Genomic DNA, 19939 nt, shown 5'->3' on the forward strand with positions numbered 1-19939 from the left:
ATTTATGAGCAAAGAGAACGGTGTTTTGAGGTTGCGGTGTCTGCAAGAGCAGAACAGTGATCGTGGTGATATTTACAAACAATAAATTTGATAAAATTTTACAATTTTGCCAAAAGCCGGTTTATTATAAAAGCTGTTGCTCATGTGCTCTCACAAAGTTATAAGAAGCCCAAAAGTGCTAAAAAAGTCTTTGCTCTTTTTCAATAATATGAATCTGCAAACAATATTCAAAAAGTGTTCGTGTGTTTGAAAGAGAATAAAAGGATATTCTTGCAATAGAGAGAAGCGTATTTGTGAATTACAATTTGTCATGATTTTCGGTAAGCACTATTGTTTAGAGCGGTGAGAGAGGGCATGAAAAAATTTTCATATTCAGTTTTTTTAAAGAGTGTGGTCAGTCTTTAGGGTAGTGCTTGTGTCCCTAGAGCCTATCAAGTGAGCCGCATAAGGGTTTCAGCAAGCGAGCACCATTATACTCTTTGCCAGCGTATACTCTTTTGTCAGCGCCCCAATGTTTTGACAGCCCTTAGAACGTAAAGGGGCAAGAGAGGTATTTTATTCCTTTCTTGTACCGTTTCACTCCACACGCCAACTCTGCTTGTGATGAGCAAGCCAAGAGATTTTGTTTGACTCACTATGAGGGTTTGACATGAGAAAATCCTATGGTATTCATGATCTTTCATGAAAAACAATGAATTGTCCTTATAAACCAACGTGACAGTGCTGTTATGAAGAGAACTCCTTGCACATCTTAATAGCCCATAGAGATTTAACTGGGTATTATTTTATATTCTGTACACAGAAGTGTCTTTATAAAAATACTCCATCTTGCGCAGAAAAAAGAACAGCCCGTTAAAAAAGAAAAACATCTCAATGCTTGCTTTTCTTTTTTCCATGAGAGATTTAAATTGATAAGCCTGTCTGAAAAAAGTGCTGTTTATGCCCTTAAAGATATTGCTCTTGTATCAAGATTACTTATTCGGGTGAAAATTGCAATTTTGCGAGGTAAGCATAAACGCCATTTTTTGCCACAAGTTCGGCATGGGTTCCTTCTTCCACAAGGGCGCCTTTATCCATCACAAGAATGCGATCTGCTTTTAAAATTGTTGCCAAACGATGTGCAATGACCAAGGTTGTGCGGTTTTGCATCAACCCTTCTAAGGCGTCTTGCACCAACTTTTCACTGTTTGCATCTAAAGCAGATGTTGCTTCATCAAGCAGCAACAGGGGTGCATTTCTTAAAATTGCCCGCGCAATACCAATGCGTTGTTTTTGTCCCCCAGAAAGCATGGTACCGCGTTCTCCTACTTGCGTATCCAAGCCATCTGGTAAAGCTTGAATAAATTCAAGTGCATTAGCCGCTTTAGCGGCAGCAAGGATTTCCTCTTCATGGGTATTTTCAGTTCCAAAAATAATATTATCACGCAATGTTCCATCAAAAATGGCAACATCTTGTGGAACATAGGAAATTGCACTGCGTAAATCTTGTAAAGAAAGGCGATTAATTTCCATGCCATCCAACCGAATTGTTCCATTTGTCGGATCATAAAAACGAAGGATCAAAGAAAAAATGCTGCTTTTTCCTGCTCCAGAAGCCCCAACAAAAGCAACCGTTTCGCCTGCTTTTACAGAAAATGAAAGCGAGCGTAAAACTTTCTCTTGTGGTCTAGAAGGATAGGTAAAATCAACCTGATCAAAAACAAGTTCACCTCGAATAGGTTGCTCTAATGATAAAGGATTTTTAGGTGCTACAATAGTAGGTTGTTCTTGTAATAATTCGGCAAGCCGTTCAGCAGCGCCTGCTGCTTGGATTAATTCTGCCCCAAGTTCCGATAATTGCGCAAAAGTAGAAGCTCCAAAAACCGCATAAAGAACAAATTGCCCTAATGTCCCTCCTGTCATCGTTCCATTCAAAACATCGCGCGATCCAATCCATAAAACAGCAACCACACTGCTAAAAACCAAAAAAATTGCAAACCCCGTAAAAAAGGAGCGCAAGATTACAGAAGCACGTGCTGTTTGAAAAGCACGTTCTATCAATTGTGAAAAACGTATTGTAACGCGTTTTTCAGCGGTAAAAGCTTGCACAGTGCGAATAGCACTTACCTGCTCTGTAGCAACAGCATTGGCATCTGCGAGACGATCTTGCGCCGCGCGGGTACGAGAGCGAACTTTACGTCCAAAGACTACTAAGGGAATGGCCACAACAGGAATAGCTGCTAAAACCAACAAAGACAATTTAGCATTGGTGATCACCATCATTACGACGGCTCCGATCACGATAATCAGCTGACGCAAAGCGGTAGAGGCGGTAGAGCCCACAGCTAATTTTATTTGTGTGGTATCTGTTAGAAGCCTTGAAACAATCTCTCCTGAATGTGATCGATCAAAAAAAGCAGGAGAAAGTTTCATAATATGGACAAACACATCACGCCGTAAATCGGCAACAATCCGTTCTCCCAAGGTGATAACACAGTAATAACGGGCTGCTGAAGCAAATGCGAGAAACAAGGCTAAGATAAACAAAATTCCAAAGTAAAAATTGATATGTCCATGGCTTGAAGTAGAAAACCCATGATCAAACATTTGGCGGATAGCCACAGGCAAAGCTAATGTGACTAGAGCAGCAACAGATAACGCTAGAAAAGCAAAGATAAACAACCAACGATAGCGCAAAAGATAAGGAACAAAAATTGCAAGCGAAGAGAATGAAGATTTTTTAGGGGAAGACTTTGTCGATTTTTCTGAACGATAACGTAATGTCATAAAATTTTGCTCACTGTATTGGATTTGTAACACTTGATACAATGATGTATCTTGAACACTTGTTTTTTGATGCGTGCTCAGTTATAGAAATAAATACTTTAATCAATGTATCAAAAAGACAAAGGAAGTGCACTTAAAAAAACAAGCAAGTGCTATTTCATTCTATAAACGCAAAAGGTTTGACGCATGAAAGCGAATATTCACCCCAATTATCATAAAATTACCGTTGTTATGACGGATGGAACCCAATATACGACGCGCTCTACTTGGGGAAAAGAAGGCGATACTCTTAATCTAGATATTGATCCAAGAACGCATCCGGCATGGACAGGTGGCTCCCAAACACTCGTAGATCGTGGTGGTCGTCTTTCTAAATTCAAAAATCGTTTTGGTAATATTGGCATGTAAAAGCCTCCTTTTTATGGGGAACAAGGGTTTTAAACAAATCGATTGCAAACGATGAGTTTTTTATCCTATCAAAGAGTGCACTTTAAATATTAATTCAAAAACGCATCCGACATAAACAGATGGGTCTTAAACACTTATAAATCATTGTGGTTGCGTTTTTAAATTCAAAAATCATTTTGAATATATGCATAAATCCTTTCTTCCCTAGAGTATAAAGACTTGAAATAAAATAATTGTAAACTTTTCTTCTTTTTTTGGAACTGAACATACCCATGGAGAGGAAATTTTGGCCACTTCTAAAGCTGCCAATGCATTTGAATTTATTCAAGCTTTACCAGATGGCTTGGATACGCAAGTAGAAGAACGTGGTACTATGCTTTCTGGGGGGCAAAAACAACGCATTTTTTAAGAAATGCAGCCCTCTTGTTGCAAGCTGGCACCGTCATTATATTTGCCAACTCGTGGATGTTGCTACAGCCCTTGGCACTTGAGATAATTTATTATAGGCATTTTAAGTTCTTTCTTAATAGTTTTTTATTCACGCGGGCTCTCTCCGCTTGGTACGTGCAAAAGACATGGTTTTGGTTGGTTCACCATGGAACAGGTTTGAAATGAGAGAATCTTACGGTATTCGGGATTCTCATTCAACCTATAAAATAATGAATTATTATTATAAATCAAAATGTTGCTGCTTGATGAAGCAACATTTTCTTTAGATGCAAACAGTGAAAAGTTAGTGCAAGATACCTTAGAAGGATTGATGCAAAATCCTAAATCCTAGTCATTGCACATCGTTTGGCAACAATTTTAAAAGCAGATCGCATTCTTGTGATGGATAAAGGCGCCCTTGTGGAAGAAGGAACACACAACTCATTATAAAAAATAATGTTTATGCGCATTTGGCTCAACTGCAATTTTCATCTGAGTAAGTGATCTTGATACAAAAGCAGTATTTTTAAGGGCATAAACAGCACTCTTTTCAGACAGGCTTATCAATTTGAAACTCTCATGGAAAAAAGAAAGGCAAGCATTGAGGTGTTTTTCTTTTTTAACGGGCTGTTCTTTTTTTGCCTGAGATGAAGTATTTTTATAAAGACACTTCTGTGTACAGAATATAAAATAATACCCAGTTAAATCGCTATGGACTATTAAGATGAGCAAGGAGTTCTCTTCATAACAGCACTGTCACGTTGATTTATAAGGATAATTCATTGTTTTTCATGAAAGATCATGAAAAACATAGGATTTTCTCATGCCAAATGTAGTTATATTAAATCAATCAAAACCATGTCTCTTGTATGTGGCAAGCAGAGAGAGCTCGCGTGAATAAAACACTTTAGAAAGAATAAGTCCTCTTTATGAATCGTCTCAAGTTTTAGGGGCTGTAGTAATATTGAGGGGATTAGGAAAGTGTATGATGATGTCGCTTTACTAAAAAAGAGCCGATAAATGAGTAAAAAGACGCTTTTTATCAATTTTATAAAACAAGGTGAGCACGCAGCCATGTTTTGCTGTGTTAGGCTTTTGAGTACTTTGAACCAATATTGTGGGAGTGCATTTTAAGAATTATAAAGCTCTTCTTAAAAGTGCATAAATCATTAGAGCAGTACAATTAAATACAAATTGTTTTATTTTACCAATAAAAACATCTATATTTTGTGTATTGTTTTTATTAAAATAGAATATGTAGTGATTTTCAAATCAGATATACACATAATGATGCAATATCGAGAAGTCGATAAAAGAGCTGCGTTAAATGTTGGTGAGGATAGAAGAAAGCAAGAATGAGTGATCACGATACTTTCATAGTTATAGTAGGAATAGTTATAATAGGGAGCATAATCTATAGTCTTTGGTTAGCAAATTATCAGAAAAAGCAATTAAGTGAACAACTTGAGCAATATGAGAAATTACTGCAGCTAAAAGATCGAGAGTGCGCGATATACCACGATATTATTGCACAATGGGAACAAAGGCTTGTTAAAAAAACTCAAAAAATATCGCCAAAATGGATTAAACAATGGGATGAAGAAGCAAAGCATTGGGAAAGAGATTTACTGGAGATAAAAAATCCTGAACATTGGCTATCTTCTGAATCGAGCGGACAATGGCCTTTGATGGTAAAAGATATTTGTATGCAAGGATATGGAGAAGCGTGGTTTTTGTATGAAAAGGCGCTGACAAAAGAACTGACTGATGAACATATCAAAAAAATAAATGAATTAATGATGCGTCCAATTTTTAAAGAAACTTATCCTAAAGTTGTGCGATTCATGAGACAGAATGGTGTCACATTACGAAAGTTTGTGGACCCTTTGACGAAAAAAAAGCGCTATAAGCCTACAATGCTGTTGTTTCATTGGTGGTTATATATGATTGATGATATGATTACGGCTGAATATGAACAGCAACTACAAGACAAGGCTTCAGGATACTATGAAGAGTTAAAGTCTTTGGAAATTTATTATGAAGATATACCTAAATATACAGAATATGAAACGCTAGAAGAGATACTGTCTTGTTGGTATCTTAGTCTGCCTAGAGATGCTGAATTACTATGCATTTGTAAAAGAGAGCTTCTAGCATTATTGTATGATATTTCCAGTGCTTATAAAGCGGCAAGAAAAACTTTTATTTACTATAAGCAGCTTATTGATACGGTAAAAGAAGGATATATGGCCTTTGATAAGGATTGTCGTTACTCCACGGTTAGAAATGACATTGATGTTTGTAGAGAGAAAGATAAAGAAAAGAAAAAGGGGTTGCGTATTGCTAAAGAGACTCCAACATATGAAAAAGCCTATAAATTAGGAGTCATAGAATGGATGAAGTGGTCAAGTAAGAAATGTGATAATCAATGGATCTTTTGGAAAATGCTTGTCAAAATAGGAAATTCAAAAGAAAAATTAAAAATCATTTTTGGTGATGAAAAGGTAAATGCACTGGAAGAGGCTATCAAAAAAGATCAAGAACAGTTCGTGAGCGAATTTCAAGAAGCAATTCTCGAGAACAAAAATGTGCATTTTTATAAATCCCATGCCTATTTGATACATACTTTAGAATAATGCTGAAAAGAAGGAGAAGCTGATAACAATTGTATGAATTAATATATTAATGGAAATTGGCATAATTGCGTATTTTTGTGAAAAGAGAATAGAGGTATATGCCGCAGCTCTTACCAAAAAGGAGAGAGTGGGCTCTTCTAGAGTCAAGTTTTTGCGCGCAGTGTAAGAGTGATCTCTCAAGAGAAGTAGGAGAGGTTTTTGCCTCAGGTGCGATAATTGTTTCTTGTGGCGTTTGGTTATGATGGGATTTGTGTTTATTGCCTTTTGCAGCTTGTTTGCAGGGGAATTTGAATAACAGAAACGTCAATAAGGTAAGCTATTGGGGATTGCTTTTGTGGGGGCTTATAGCAAGTACATTTTTTGTTCGTGGTGATGTTTTTTGTCACTATCTAATCAGTTATTTCCTATCGTTATTTGAAAGAAAATTAAAAACTCTTTCTTCATGTGTTTGTTTAAGGTTCTAAGGGTTTTGTAAAAAACTGTAAGAATTAAATGCTTTTTTGAAGTTTTTTTTATAGTTTGATGCGAATGTGTTCATTGCCGGCAATGATATTTTTTTTGCGGAATATATCGCTACCGCCTTCTTTATCAGTGACAAAAACACCGGTTTTGCGAAGCATCAGTATGCTGGTAGTTTTATCAAAAATGTGCAGGTTATCTCCCCAAAAACCATCGGTTTTTTCTGCGGCGACATAAGATAAACTCAAGAGCAGCGCCAAAACGGCGCAATCCAGTAACTTCCATCATTATATTGCGTAATTCAATAAGATAGGTTCCATGATTTGGGCGACCAAAATGAGGCATTCCCGTGGCAATGACACAATCTTCCAGTCTGCGTCGAGCAGAAACGCGACAGCGTCGGTTATTGAAAAAAGCACCATACCCGCGTTCTGCGGTGAAGAGTTCATCACTCACGGGATTGTAAATGACACCACCAACGATTTTTCCTTGGCTTTCTAAGGCAATGGAAACAGCAAAAAAAGGAATGCCATGGAGAAAATTTGTGGTGCCATCTCAAAGGGTCAACAATAAAACGGTGTTGTGAATCTTCTCCAGTGATTTCTTCTGACTCTTCCATCAGAAAACCAAATTTGGGGTGCGCTTTGCTTAATTCATTTAAAATAATTTTTTCCGCTTTGCGATCTGCTTGGCTGAGGTAATCTGCTGGATTTTTTTAGGCTTAAATGCCTTTTTTGAGGGTTTTTTCTAATTTTAGGCGAATGTGTTCATTGCCGGCAATGATATTTTTTTTGCGAAATATATTGTTGCCGCCTTCTTTATCGGTGACAAAACCACCTGCTTCACGAACCATCAATATTCCAGCAGCCATATCCCAAATTTGCAGGTTATCTTCCCAAAAGCCATCGGTTCTTCCAGCAGCAACATAAGCTAAATCAAGCGCAGCAGCACCAAAACGGCGAAGTCCGGCAACCTCTGCCATCACATTACGTAATTCAATAAGATAGGCTCCATGATTTGGGCGACCAAAATGAGGCATTCCTGTAGCAATGACACAATCTTCTAGTCTGCGTCGAGCAGAAACGCGACAGCGGCGGTCATTGAAAAAAGCACCACACCCGCGTTCTGCGGTAAAGAGTTCATCACTCACGGGATTGTAAATGACACCACCAACGATTTTTCCTTGGCTTTCTAAGGCAATGGAAACAGCAAAAAAAGGAATGCCATGGAGAAAATTTGTGGTGCCATCTAAAGGGTCAACAATAAAACGGTGTTGTGAATCTTCTCCAATGATTTCTTCTGACTCTTCCATCAGAAAACCAAATTTGGGGCGCGCTTTGCTTAATTCATTGAAAATAATTTTTTCCGCTTTGCGATCTGCTTGGCTGACATAATCTGCTGGTCCTTTCAAAGACACTTGCAAATTTTGCACTTCACCGTAATCACGTACCAACGAGCGTCCTGCTTTCATTGCAGCTTGCACCATGACATTCATGACTGCAGAATGGGCCATTGTTTATTCCTTTATTTATCTTTTTCATTTGCACGACGCAAATAAATCAACTCATTGGTGTCTACAATGATACGTTCACCAGCATTCATAAAGGGGGGAACAAGAATACGAATCCCGTTTTCAAGAATGGCGGGTTTATAAGAGGAGGTAACCGTTTGTCCTTTGATGGCAGGGTCGGCTTCTGCAATCGTGACAGCAACTTGATCAGGAAGTGAGATGCCAATAGGCTTTTCTTGATAAAGTTCAACTGTAACAGTCATCCCATCTTGGAGAAACGCAGCACGTTCACCAACAAAATCCTTTTGAAGTTCAAGTTGTTCATAAGATTCTGAATCCATAAAGACCAAAGCATCCCCTTGTTGATAAAGAAATGTGAAATCCTTTTGTTCAAGGCGCACGCGTTCAACTGTCTCAGCAGCACGAAAGCGTTCATTAAGTTTTGTACCATCAATCAAATTTTTCATTTCAACTTGGTTAAATGCACCACCTTTTCCTGGTTTTACAGCGTTACATTTAACAGCAACCCATAAACTTCCTTGATGTTCGATCACATTACCAGGGCGAATTTCATTGCCATTAATTTTCATCGTTTCTATCCAATTCTATTCTTGCAAAAAGAACTCTCTTGTTGTTTTTATGGCGCTTTTCTTTGCTGCCTTTAACAGTCAAGCTCTTTTGTTATTTTCGGGCTAAAATCCCTTTGATTAACCTTGCGGCTCTCTCATGGTCCTGTGTGCTCTTTATGGGCTTTCTCCTACTTTTTGCAAAGAGAAAAGCTTAAGTAAAAAAGGACCTTTATGTATTTTTGCTTTTCAGTTCTTTGCAAGACCATAAAAAGCGCTCAGACGCAAGCTTTTTAAAAATTTGCACAAAAATTTTTTAGAATTTTTGGGGAAATTTATCCCGTTGTGTCGTAAAATATCATCATTGATGGCAATAATATAATTGATGGCAATGATATAAGTTCCCTAAAACCATGAGGTGTTTTTAATTAAGAATATGTGATGAATATGTGAATACGGAGTTTATTATGAGTGTCTCATGGGATAGAGCGTGGTGTGTGTTATCGCGGGGTGTTCGTTTGTATTCTTATCAGAGATCAGCTGTAAAAAGGCTTTCTGTTTTATCGAGGTCAGGACTCTAAATTTTTTTAAAAGCAGGTATTTTTCTGTACTTGATGCGATTTCATCATGAGAGTACGGGGGCTGTTGTTTTGTTAAGATATCAGCATAGAAAAAGACAAGTGGAGCATTTAGGATATCGGCTATTTCTTTTAAACGCTCTGCGCTGACACGATTTAAGCCGTTTTCATATTTCTGGATTTGTTGGAAAGTAACACCTAAATGTTGACCTAATGTTTTTTGAGACATCTTCAACATTTTTCGTCTCAAACGAATTTTTTTGCCAATGAATTTGCCGCTGAAAATGTCGTTATAAGGATTTTTACCAAAACCCTAGAAAATGCTACACGGGATATAGAAAACTCTTCAGCTGCTTCAATCACAGATAAGCCAAGTTTTGCATTTACATCTTCGCGTAACAATTCACTAGGGTGTGGGGCATTTTCATTATTTTTAGTATTCTTCTTTAATCTCAAAGCTATAATTTACACTATTTTGTATTGTCACAATCTATAATAAAATTTATCCACTCTGGCTAAAAATGAGGTTTTTTATTGAGGTGCAAATCTCTTTGCCTTTCGCAAGAACTTTTAAGTCTTTACGTGTAAAATATAGAGAATGTTTACATTAAATAGCGGGTTCATTTGGGCTGAGTACTTATATGAGCACGTGGTTCTCCGTTCACATTATACTGAAGAAGAGACACTATAACTCTACTATTTAATCTTATTCTATAACTCAAAGTTACACCCATATTTTGTTGCTTTTGAGGTTGATCTGTATAGATCACATTATATCCATTCCGTCGCAACAGATTGATAAATAAAGGAGTAAAGTTGTCTGCTGTATTATTTTTCTTTATAAGAAGTGTGGTTGTAGCTGGTGGTAGAGATCTCTTGATATCGCTAATAAATTTGTTAGCAACTAATTGTGCCTGACGCTTTGTAAGACTTTGATCAACATAATTTGATGAATAATTGCCTACAGATGCGCAACCAGCCACCAACACAACCGGTGACAGCAATAAATATTTTAACATCTTTAATTCCCCTTACTTATTGTTGCTCTTTATTTGCGAAGCTCCTCTTCCAGAAATTAAGAGCAACTTTACTTATAGCACATTAACAACATATCGGTATCTAATCAATCGGTTAATTAATCAATGAATAATGGTTTCAGCTGTAAAGGCTGCTTGAAGTGCTTCTGGTGGCGTATATTTTAATAAACAGCTGCTTTTAGTGATTATGATAAAAAAGCAATTTTTTGCGTTTGCATGTTAAGATCATGTCCTCTATCACCATTATAAAATGATGCGTTAGGTTCTGTTCCAGATCGACCAAAAAAATTTTCAAGCATTGCTTTTTGAGGGCTGTCTTTTTTTAAATACGTATGAATGCTTATTCTGTTTGCTGTAAAATACTGTCGTTTGAGGTGTGGTGTTTGTAAGGCATAAAACTTTGTACATGTGATGTTTTTATGAGAGTGTGTGGTGAATATTTGAGGGAGAGCTTGTCCGGATAATCTTGTGAAATGAACCACATAAAATGGGAAGCTAAAAGAGTTCTGTTCTGAGAAGACGGATTGTTTCCCAACTGGATAGGGAAGGGGCTTCTGTCCTTTGAGGGGTGGGAGGCAAGTCAAGAACAGAGAGTGTAGCGCCTTATATTATGATGTTAAAAGCTTTCATTTTGATCAGAGAGTAATTGTAAAATGGCTCTTTGTTTTATCGAGGTTAGAACTCTAAATCTTTTGAGCAGTAGGTATTCTTCTGTACTTGATGCGATTTCATCATGAGAGTACGGGGGCTGTTGTTTTGTTAAGATATCTGCATAGAAAAAGACAAGTGGAACATTTAAGATATCGGCAATTTCTTTTAAACGCCCTGCGCTGACACGATTTAAGCCGTTCTCATATTTCTGGATTTGTTGGAAAGTAACACCTAAATGTTGACCTAATGTTTTTTGAGACATTTTTAGCATTTTTCGTCTCAAACGAATTTTTTTGCCAACGAAAATGTCATTATCAAGATTTTTGGCTCGCATTTTAAAGCCCCCGCCGGTTGCGAGCGCCCTCGCGTTGGTATTCCGGGAGTCTAAAAACACTGACCTCGAATCAGCATTTTGCTTTTAGTGCTTAAAGCACCTGGACATAGCAAAATCTCCCGGAATTCCGGGATACCCGCAAAGCGGGGTAAATTTATGTACGAGGTTTCGGGTTTTTAGAGCCCTATTGGTCGTTGCGTATGCGACCAAAACACCTTTCAATATGTAAAGTAATTTCGGAGGCTTGGCAATAAAAAATAGTTTTTTAATGAGAGTTGGCGTGTTTTTCATCCAAGCAAAAAGAATGAAAAAATAGAGCTTGCGGAATTTTCGGGATAGCCTAGCTCTTTTGCTTATTGGATATTGTTTGCTTAAGCAAATGATACCAGTGCGTTTTCTTTACCAATGAAAATGTCATTATCAAGATTTTTGGCTCGCATTTTAAAGCCCCTGCCGGTTGCGAGCGCCCTCGCGTTGGTATTCCGAGAGTTTGAAAATACTGAATCCGAATCAGCCTTTTTGCTTTTAGTGCTTAAAGCACCTAGACAGAGCAAAATCTCCCGGAATTTCTATAAATTTTATCTTTTTGATGCAGAGAGGAGTATTTTAAAAAACAGGAAGGAGCTTTATTGCTTCTTTGTGCGCTTTTTCTAGTTGTGCCTTATCCATGCCTTGGAGCATTATTTCAAGATCAGGAGCTTGCATTTTTGCCTCCTTTGCGAGCATATACCATGCCGCTGCCATTATTATATCGCCTTTTGTTCCTGTGCCATCTCGATAAAGCCTTGCAAGGGAAATCTGTGCTGGTGCAATCATGTTGATCGCATTTCTTTGAAGTAAATGAAAAGCACGCTGAAAATCTGTTTCTCCTCCACGCCCCTGTACAAGCCATTGTGCTAAATGAAGTTGAGCTTTTAAGTGGTTGTTTTGAGCCGCTACCTCCATGAGCTTGCGGGCATTGCGATCATCCTTTGGTCGCTTTAATGTGCCTAAGGAAAGAATTTTTGCAGCAGAAAAAGCCGCTTCAGCATCCCCAAGAGCAGCACCTTTTAAGTACCATTTTAAGGCTTGCTCTATTGCTTCATTTTCACGACTTTGGGAAGAAACACCAGGGAGAGCTTGTTTTTCCTGTGAGGCTTTATAAAGAAGCAGTTGTCCATAATAAAAATAGGCTTCCTTGACGCCTGCTTTGACAGCTTTTTGAATGAATTGCGCACCAAGTTCTTGATTTTGTTTTATAAAGTTACCATCAAACAACATAAGTCCATAGCGTAGTTGTGCTTGGGGTTCCCCCTGTTTTGCAGCACGTTCAAACCATAAAGCAGCACGCGCACCGTCAATAGGAACAGCACATCCTTCCATATAAATTCGGGCAAGAAGAGTTTGTGCAAAAGGATCATTTTTTTCAGCACGTCGGAGTGCTTCACGAAAAGCTTTTAAATAATAACCTTGGATGTAATAGTCATAGGCTTGGTCATAGTCTCCAGCTTTTAAGGGCTGAAAGGGTTCTTGAGTGTTTGAAGCTTCTTGAATCGTATTGAAAGAGCTTTCAGAATTTGAGATTTCTTCAGTGTTTCCCGCTGAACTTACAGCAGAACTTGCAAGCCCAATCACGCCTAAGATGAGCAGCTTCACGCTTCTCTTGATCATGGTGTTTTCTCCTCATTACCGATCAGAATTTTCACATTTTTTTTTCATCATTACAAGCCGTATAAGAATTTCATTTCTATATTACTTTTTATCTCTCAGTTTTTCGTCTTGGTTCAAGGTAGGATTGGGTAAGTTAAAAAAGTAGCATAAATGTCGACGAGAGACAGACTGTTTAAAACAGTTCTGTTAAAAATAATAATGATGAAGGGTTATCGTATGTAAAGATGCTTATCTTCTATTATATCAAGGGCTTATCCCCCTAAAATGAAAAAATTCTTACAATGGAGGTTGCTTTTTAAAATACGTATGAATGCTTATGAATAGCGCACGCTATCCGTGTGATGTTAGCTTGCATTCTCATCAGAGATCAGCTGTAAAAAGGCTTTCTTTTTTACCGTTGTTAGAACTCTAAATCTTTTGAGCAGCAGGTATTCCTCTGTGCTTGATGCGATTTCATCATGATGATACGGGGGCTGGTGTTTTGTAATGATATCGGCATAAAAAAAGGCAATGGGAACATTCAAAATATCAGAAATTTCCATTAAACGCCCTGCGCTGACACGATTTAAGCCTTTTTCATATTTTTGAATTTGTTGGAAGCTTACGCCTAAAGCGTGCCCTAAAGTTGTTTGAGACATTTTTAGCATTTTTCGTCTCAAACGAATTTTTTTGCCAATAAAAAGATCAATATTAAGATTTTGAGATTGCATTTTTCCCCGCCGGTTGCGAGCGCCCTCGCATGAGTATTCCGGGAGCTTGAAAATACTGAACTCAAATCAGCCTTTTTGCTTTTAGTGCTTAAAGCACCTGGACATAGCAAAAACTCCCGGAATTCCGGGATACCCACAAAGTGGGATAAATTCATGTTTGAGTTTTCGGGTTTTCAAGGCCCTATTGATCGTTGCGTATGCGACCAAAACATCTTCTAATTCATAAAGTAATTTTAGGAAATTTACAATAAAAATTAAAATAGTGTCTCTTAACGTGTCGTTTCTTAAAATGGAGGGGTGGCATGTTTTGCATTCAAGCAATAAAGTGTTCACAAAGGGGACTTTGAATAGCACACACTATCGCGTGATGTTAGCTTGCATTCTCATCAGAGATCAGCTGTAAAAAGGCTTTCTTTTTTACCGTTGTTAGAACTCTAAATCTTTTGAGCAGCAGGTATTCCTCTGTGCTTGATGCGATTTCATCATGATGATACGGGGGCTGGTGTTTTGTAATGATATCGGCATAAAAAAAGGCAATGGGAACATTCAAAATATCAGAAATTTCCATTAAACGCCCTGCGCTGACACGATTTAAGCCTTTTTCATATTTTTGAATTTGTTGGAAGCTTACGCCTAAAGCGTGCCCTAAAGTTGTTTGAGACATTTTTAGCATTTTTCGTCTCAAACGAATTTTTTTGCCAATAAAAAGATCAATATTAAGATTTTGAGATTGCATTTTTCCCCGCCGGTTGCGAGCGCCCTCGCATGAGTATTCCGGGAGCTTGAAAATACTGAACTCAAATCAGCCTTTTTGCTTTTAGTGCTTAAAGCACCTGGACATAGCAAAAACTCCCGGAATTCCGGGATACCCACAAAGTGGGCTCATCTTTACGCTAGAACTTAGGGTTTTCAAGGCCCCTTTTGGTCGTTGCGTATGCGACCAAAACATCTTTTAATTCATAAAGTAATTTCAGGAAATTTACAATAAAAATAGTTTTTTACTTACAAAATTTGTTTTTTTATGAGAGGTTATCTGCTTCTTAAATCTCTCTGGAATGATTGTCAAAATCATGACATCAGCCCCCGTGTTTTTTGAGAGGGTTAAAAAGCCTTAAGTTTTAAGATCAAAAGAACTTTGGACGCTTAAAAGTTAAACATTTTCAATTCGCTAATATTGACAACATAGACAAGAGTAATTATCTCCAATATTCAGGAATAGAAAGGACATATATTATGAAGACCACCCTTTCTCCGCTAATTTCAGAGTTCGAAACCGTTGAACAGGAAAGCAGCTACACTGCATGGCTGCGCGATAAGGTAGCGAGCAGTCTTGCAAATCCATATCCTCCTATTCCGCATGATGAGGTTATGGCTGAAATGGAAGTTATAATCAGTCAGCTTGAAGCTGAACAGGACAAGTGATGCTTCCGGTTGTTTGGTTGTCTTCGGCGCGCGACAATTTGCGTCAGATGTTACCTATATTGCTCGCGAGAAACCATCTGCTGCGCGCCGAATGAAAAGGTTTTTGGAAGCATCTGTATTGCCATTGGCTGAACATCCATATTTATACAGACAGAGTGAGAAGGTATTAGGATTACGAGAAATTGTAGCGCATCCAAATTACCTTATATTGTATCGAGTAGCTGCACATAAAATCGAAATTGTAGCTGTAGTACATGCCCGACGTGAATTTCCTATTTTTCTTTAATCTAATCAGAGGCTATCTGCCTCTTAAACCTTTCTGGAATGATTGTCAAAATCATGACAACAGCCTCCGTGTTTATCAAAGGGATTAAAATGATTTCTTCCACGGTAGTGAATTGCTGTCCCTTCATTTAAATTTGCACAATTGCTTGCTGTTTGAAAAAGGGTGAGGGGAATCGTTTCTTTGAGCCTATAGAATGGGTGTGTCTGTGGCATGTGGTGGGGTGCTACGTGTTTTTGGGCGTGCACTTAAAAAAAATAAACATAAGCATTATTCAAATTTAACGTGATGCTGTAGTAACTTTCTTCGCATCTAAATTGAAGCCGGCTTCACATAGTCGATGAGAAAGATCTTTAAGTGTTTCTTTTACGTGTTCTTTAAAAGGAAGGTATATAATTCCATTAATATCTGAAGGGAGTTCAAGGTCTTGTTTTTTTAGAATAGCGACATTTTTGCGAGAAAGTGCAGCGATTAACATGCCCATTTCGAAAATAACGTTTTGTCGTGCACGGGGTTGTGCTGCTTTTTTGCCGGCAGATTTGGCATAGCCTATATCATCGGGAGTAAGCAGCACAATACCAAATTTTATGAAATCGCTACAGATTCCTTTTTCTAAAGCTTCAATGATGGTTAAGCCATTACCACTCGTATTTTGTAAAATGTATGGTTCAAGATTAAAATCATTAAGAATAGATGTAAGTTGCTTTAGGGCAGTACGATCATGACCGTGAACGATAAAGATTTTTTTATTTGAAGGATTGGAAGCCATTTTTGAGAGAAGAATCGTTGATGTTTCTTCTATATGCTTTGCTAAATCTTCTATTAACTTTTGTTTTATGTTTTCGCTGCCTTGAACTTGAAGTTTTCCTGTGCTTTCATACCAATTAATAACGCCTCCTTCGGAGGTTTTGATCTGATATCCTTTAGAAGAATTAAGTGATAGAGACTTAGTTTCTATGATTTTATATCCAGCTGTTTTAACTATATCTTTAAGGTCTTCGAAGGTGCCGCTATATTTCACTGTTTATATTCTTTCAATATCGCTGGTTATTAATATAAAATGTTGATTTATTTTTATAACTATTTGAATTTAAATAGCTTTATGATTTCATTTTCTTATACTATGCACAAAAAGAGACGGTCACCTTCCATTCAATTGATTGAAACGTGGGAAAACTTGACTAAATGATGGGAAATTTTACTGCGTGATGAAGCGATCTGATTGAATTGTGAATGAACGAAACGAATTTTTCTCCTATTTATATATTCCATTATGTTCTCTATATAAGAAACACGAAAGTTAACGCTTTATTTATAAATTCTCCTCCTATATTACAAGGGGGTGTTCTCACATTTTTCTTGCATTGTTTTAAGCAGTATTAAGGGGTTGTTGTTCCTCAAAATGACTTCTTCTACAGCAATGAATTCACATCCAGTCTTTAAGACTTCATCAAAGGTTGAAAAATCGCTTCCTGCTTGGATAATGGCGGGGGTTTGCATAATTTCTGCCCACCATGTTGCTAACTGGAGATTGCGGGGGTGCGCTTGGGGTTTTTTATCAGCACCGAGTTTTCCAAAGAACAGGTAATCAACACCTGTTTCCGCTGCAAGCATAGCACTATGGCGATTGCGTAAATTGCCAAAGCCTATAATTTTTTGTTCCTTTTGCTGATTTTTGAAGCTTTCAAGAGCGTTAAGATCATTTTCTATGTGCAATCCATCAGCCTTTATGCGCCCAGCAATGCGGCTGTCATCAGCAATGAGAAGGGCTGCGTCATGATGTTGAATATCTTCTGCGTAAGTTTGCGCTTGTTGTTGTAAAAAAGAGCTATCATCTTTCAATTTTTCAGAATCATAGAGGATGACGCATGCAAAAGACTTTGTTTGTAAAATTTGCTGCAAAAATGTGTGTGGGGTGTTGCGCCGAACATCAAGTGTTAAAATCAACTGAGGGAAAAGAGGTGGATCAATTGGTTTATTTTTTTGTTGTGTCATGTCAAATCCCTGTTTCTTAGAAAAAATAACGCTTAAAAATTAAAGTTTCATTCTATTATGCTTATTTGCGATGAAACTGACCACCATTTTCACGTAATTTAAAGGATTTGTGGGTGTGTGGAAGCCTGTTTATGAGAAATGAGAGTGTTTTTAAGCATAATATGTCGCCTTTTTGTTGTGATACACGTATGGACGCTTTTCGTTCTTTTGCCTTTAAAAAACTTTTGCTTTTAAAAAAATAAACGCTTAAAATGAAACTTGACTCTTAAAAATTAAAATTTCATCCTGTTCATGCTTGTTGGCAATAAGGGTAAGCACCATTTTTATGGGACTTCAAGGGGGGTGCAACGTGTGGGAGTCCACTGATGAAATACCAAGGTATTCTTGAGCATAATACTCAACCTTCTCATCGTGATACACGCATTGATGTTTTTCGTTCTTTGGCCTTATTGACGATTTTCATCAACCATATTCCCAGAACGATCTATGAGTCTTTTACTCATAGAAACTTCGGTTTTTCTGATTGTGCAGAAGTGTTTGTTTTGCTTTCAGGGATTGCTCTTGGGTTAAGCTTTCATGGACGATTACAGCAAAAATCCTTTGCTTTTATTATCCGAAAACTTTGGTACAGAGCTCTGCAGCTCTATGGGGCATATCTTTTTACGACTTTTGTCACGTTAAGTCTTTTTTTTGCTGCCTTTTTATTATGGCGAACAGAAAAACTTTTATCGATGAACAATGTGGGACTCTTTTTTAAAGAGCCTAGTATCGCATTTTTGAGTACCTTAAGCTTTGGGCATCAATTGGGATATAATAATATTCTTCCTCTTTATATCGTTTTGATGTTTTTTGCGCCTTTTATCCTTTATTTGAGTTGTAAGCAGACAAAATGGCTGCTTTTGGGCTCCTTTACATTGTATCTTATCTGCGGATTTTACAAAATTGCTCCTCCTTCTTATCCTTTAAAGGGAAAGTGGTTTTTAAATCCTTTGTCTTGGCAATTCTTATTTGTCATAGGATTGACCAGTACTTTAGCGCTTAAACAAGGAAAAAAAATCGCTTTTCAGTCTTTTTGGATTGTTTGTGCGGCAGCGTATCTCTTGTTGGCGCTGTCATGGGTTCGCTTAAATTGGTGGGGCATTTTGGGGTGGCTTGGCTGGTCTTCCCCATTGTTGAACTTTAATAAAACCTTTTTAAGCTTGCCACGTTTACTCCATGTTCTTGCATTAGCCTTTCTCATTCTTTCTTTGCCGCGCATCAATAAATGGTTTTATGTCTCTCCAAAACATCCTTTAGCAATCTTAGGAAAACATAGTTTACCGGTCTTTGTAACGGGAACCATTTTTGCGATGTTTGGACAAATTATAAAAACAGTGATGACAGAAACGTTTTTTTCCGATACCCTCTTAATAATAACGGGTATTGCTTTGCAATTTGGAGTCGCTTATTATTGTGAAAAACGGCAATCTTGGCAGTGGTCCTTTTCAAGGAAAATGATCCGTTTATAAAAAATATTCCTGTAGTGTTTGTTGGGCACGTTAACCTTAGTATAAAAAGTGCGTTGCGCAAAAAAATTAAAAGAGGTAGCAGTTTTAAAAAAAAGCGTTCTATACAGCAACAAAAGAAACTTTTTAATACTCTATTCGTTAAGGGGTATGATTTTGTGCTGATACTTGGAGTATAAAAGCGTGAGTGTACATAAACGTCCATATGATGAACCTATTATCATGATTGAGCATAATGCTTTTGAAAATGCTTTTAATCGTCTCTATGAAGAAACAATGGCGCTGATTGAAAAAACCGCAGCGTATATTGACTCAGAAGGGAAATTAGTAGCACGCTCTCTTTCGGCAGAGGTTTCTGCAGTTTATGCGAAAGAGGCTATGTATTTAAGTACACGACTTATGCAAATCGCTTCTCAACTCCTTCTTCTTCGCGCAGAGCGTGAAGGGGAAATGTCATCAGAACAAATAAAAAAAGAAATTGTAAAAGTATCACTTCATACACCGACATTGGAACTTGAAACCCCTTATTGGCATGAATTGCCAGAAATTTTTCGCCAATTTGTTTCTCATTCATTGCGTTTAGAAGCGCGGATAACCTATATGCGTGCTGGGTGGGAAACTGCGGCCTCCTCTGCTCTAGAAGATGATAATCCAGTAGGAAAACAAATCGAATTGCTCAAAACAGCCTTTGGGCGTTCTTAGAGGTACTCCCTTGCTTTGTGCGAAGGGGAAATATCATCAGAACAAATAAAAAAAGAAATTGTAAAAGTGTCACTTCATACACCGACATTGGAACTTGAAACCCCTCATTGGCATGAATTGCCAGAAACTTTCCGTCAATTTGTTCTCATTCATTACGTTTAGAAGCGTGCATTTTGTTTCATTTAGAGATGCGGCTGTAGTTTAAGCGCTTTGGTCAATAAGCGGCGGCTGTACGTTTAAGCGATGATAATCCAGTGGGAAAATAAATTGAATTACTGAAAACAGCTTTTGGGCGTTC

19 protein-coding genes and 3 pseudogenes are annotated in these 19939 nt (G+C 37.7%); 9 read left to right on the top strand and 13 right to left on the bottom strand.

Translation table 11 applies throughout. The features are described from left to right. Positions 1-975: 975 nt before the first annotated feature. Entirely contained in the window at positions 976-2766 is a 1791-nt protein-coding gene (locus ACFINY_RS04720; protein ID WP_375700892.1) for an ABC transporter transmembrane domain-containing protein, read from the bottom strand. Between the two features lie 186 nt (positions 2767-2952). On the opposite strand from ACFINY_RS04720, the gene rpmE reads away from it, so the two are divergent. The 4 genes and pseudogenes from rpmE to ACFINY_RS04740 all read left to right on the top strand — a co-directional run bounded on the left by rpmE (position 2953) and on the right by ACFINY_RS04740 (position 6239). Further along, entirely contained in the window at positions 2953-3174 is a 222-nt protein-coding gene (gene rpmE / locus ACFINY_RS04725; protein WP_005774581.1) for a 50S ribosomal protein L31, read from the top strand. A gap of 286 nt (positions 3175-3460) precedes the next feature. After that, positions 3461-3583, top strand: a complete 123-nt coding sequence (locus tag ACFINY_RS04730; RefSeq protein WP_375611743.1) for a hypothetical protein — start codon at positions 3461-3463, stop codon at positions 3581-3583. Positions 3584-3856: 273 nt separating this feature from the next. Further along, positions 3857-4103, top strand: a pseudogene (locus tag ACFINY_RS04735) (ABC transporter); the annotation flags it as partial. An 855-nt stretch (positions 4104-4958) separates the two neighbouring features. Beyond that, entirely contained in the window at positions 4959-6239 is a 1281-nt protein-coding gene (locus tag ACFINY_RS04740) for a hypothetical protein (protein ID WP_375611744.1), read from the top strand. Between the two features lie 495 nt (positions 6240-6734). Here ACFINY_RS04740 and ACFINY_RS04745 read toward each other — a convergent pair. From ACFINY_RS04745 to ACFINY_RS04790, 10 genes and pseudogenes are all read right to left on the bottom strand, one after another. Beyond that, positions 6735-7413 (bottom strand): annotated as a pseudogene (locus ACFINY_RS04745) (inositol monophosphatase family protein); the annotation flags it as partial. Positions 7414-7419: 6 nt separating this feature from the next. After that, entirely contained in the window at positions 7420-8211 is a 792-nt protein-coding gene (locus tag ACFINY_RS04750) for an inositol monophosphatase family protein (protein ID WP_375629708.1), read from the bottom strand. Between the two features lie 11 nt (positions 8212-8222). Next, a complete protein-coding gene (gene efp, locus ACFINY_RS04755; protein WP_015856958.1) occupies positions 8223-8798 on the bottom strand; it encodes an elongation factor P in 576 nt (191 codons plus the stop codon). Positions 8799-9239: 441 nt separating this feature from the next. Then, on the bottom strand, positions 9240-9638 hold the full coding sequence (locus ACFINY_RS04760) for a helix-turn-helix domain-containing protein (RefSeq protein WP_375611779.1): 399 nt from the start codon (positions 9636-9638) through the stop codon (positions 9240-9242). Beyond that, positions 9599-9808 carry a hypothetical protein gene (locus ACFINY_RS04765; RefSeq protein ID WP_375700893.1) on the bottom strand — a complete coding sequence of 70 codons (210 nt, stop codon included), beginning with the start codon at positions 9806-9808 and terminating at the stop codon, positions 9599-9601. The genes ACFINY_RS04760 and ACFINY_RS04765 overlap by 40 nt, the downstream gene beginning before the upstream one ends. Before the next feature lie 164 nt (positions 9809-9972). After that, positions 9973-10371: a hypothetical protein gene (locus ACFINY_RS04770; RefSeq protein ID WP_375649877.1), complete on the bottom strand. Its 399-nt coding sequence runs from the start codon at positions 10369-10371 to the stop codon at positions 9973-9975. 634 nt (positions 10372-11005) lie between these two features. After that, complete coding sequence (locus tag ACFINY_RS04775) at positions 11006-11374, bottom strand: helix-turn-helix domain-containing protein (RefSeq protein ID WP_375632054.1); 369 nt, start codon at positions 11372-11374, stop codon at positions 11006-11008. A gap of 606 nt (positions 11375-11980) precedes the next feature. Further along, complete coding sequence (locus ACFINY_RS04780) at positions 11981-13024, bottom strand: tetratricopeptide repeat protein (RefSeq protein ID WP_375700894.1); 1044 nt, start codon at positions 13022-13024, stop codon at positions 11981-11983. 344 nt (positions 13025-13368) lie between these two features. Then, a complete protein-coding gene (locus tag ACFINY_RS04785) occupies positions 13369-13734 on the bottom strand; it encodes a helix-turn-helix domain-containing protein (RefSeq protein WP_375680196.1) in 366 nt (121 codons plus the stop codon). A 370-nt stretch (positions 13735-14104) separates the two neighbouring features. Then, the gene (locus ACFINY_RS04790; protein ID WP_375680196.1) at positions 14105-14470 is read right to left on the bottom strand and encodes a helix-turn-helix domain-containing protein; all 366 of its coding nucleotides are present in this window, start codon (positions 14468-14470) and stop codon (positions 14105-14107) included. 497 nt (positions 14471-14967) lie between these two features. On the opposite strand from ACFINY_RS04790, the gene ACFINY_RS04795 reads away from it, so the two are divergent. Together ACFINY_RS04795 and ACFINY_RS04800 are read left to right on the top strand one after the other, a co-directional pair. Then, positions 14968-15156, top strand: a complete 189-nt coding sequence (locus ACFINY_RS04795) for an antitoxin (RefSeq protein ID WP_375611750.1) — start codon at positions 14968-14970, stop codon at positions 15154-15156. Beyond that, positions 15134-15442, top strand: coding sequence for a type II toxin-antitoxin system RelE/ParE family toxin (locus ACFINY_RS04800; RefSeq protein WP_375611751.1), 309 nt, complete (start codon positions 15134-15136; stop codon positions 15440-15442). Before ACFINY_RS04795 ends, ACFINY_RS04800 begins: the two co-directional genes overlap by 23 nt. Before the next feature lie 277 nt (positions 15443-15719). Here ACFINY_RS04800 and ACFINY_RS04805 read toward each other — a convergent pair whose 3' ends face one another. Next, entirely contained in the window at positions 15720-16460 is a 741-nt protein-coding gene (locus ACFINY_RS04805) for a TIR domain-containing protein (RefSeq protein WP_375700895.1), read from the bottom strand. 311 nt (positions 16461-16771) lie between these two features. Next, a complete protein-coding gene (locus tag ACFINY_RS04810; protein WP_375700896.1) occupies positions 16772-17434 on the bottom strand; it encodes a thiamine phosphate synthase in 663 nt (220 codons plus the stop codon). A gap of 365 nt (positions 17435-17799) precedes the next feature. Between ACFINY_RS04810 and ACFINY_RS04815 the strand changes: the two genes are divergently transcribed. The 3 genes and pseudogenes from ACFINY_RS04815 to ACFINY_RS04825 form a co-directional block, all read left to right on the top strand. Beyond that, positions 17800-18942, top strand: coding sequence for an OpgC family protein (locus tag ACFINY_RS04815; RefSeq protein WP_375700897.1), 1143 nt, complete (start codon positions 17800-17802; stop codon positions 18940-18942). Between the two features lie 180 nt (positions 18943-19122). Continuing rightward, positions 19123-19641 (top strand): DUF1465 family protein, encoded by a 519-nt coding sequence (locus tag ACFINY_RS04820; RefSeq protein WP_375700898.1) that lies wholly within the window; start codon positions 19123-19125, stop codon positions 19639-19641. Between the two features lie 33 nt (positions 19642-19674). Continuing rightward, positions 19675-19808: pseudogene (locus ACFINY_RS04825) on the top strand (DUF1465 domain-containing protein); the annotation flags it as partial. Positions 19809-19939 lie beyond the last annotated feature (131 nt).

Source organism: Bartonella sp. AA23NXGY, assembly GCF_042197165.1.
Lineage (GTDB): Bacteria > Pseudomonadota > Alphaproteobacteria > Rhizobiales > Rhizobiaceae > Bartonella.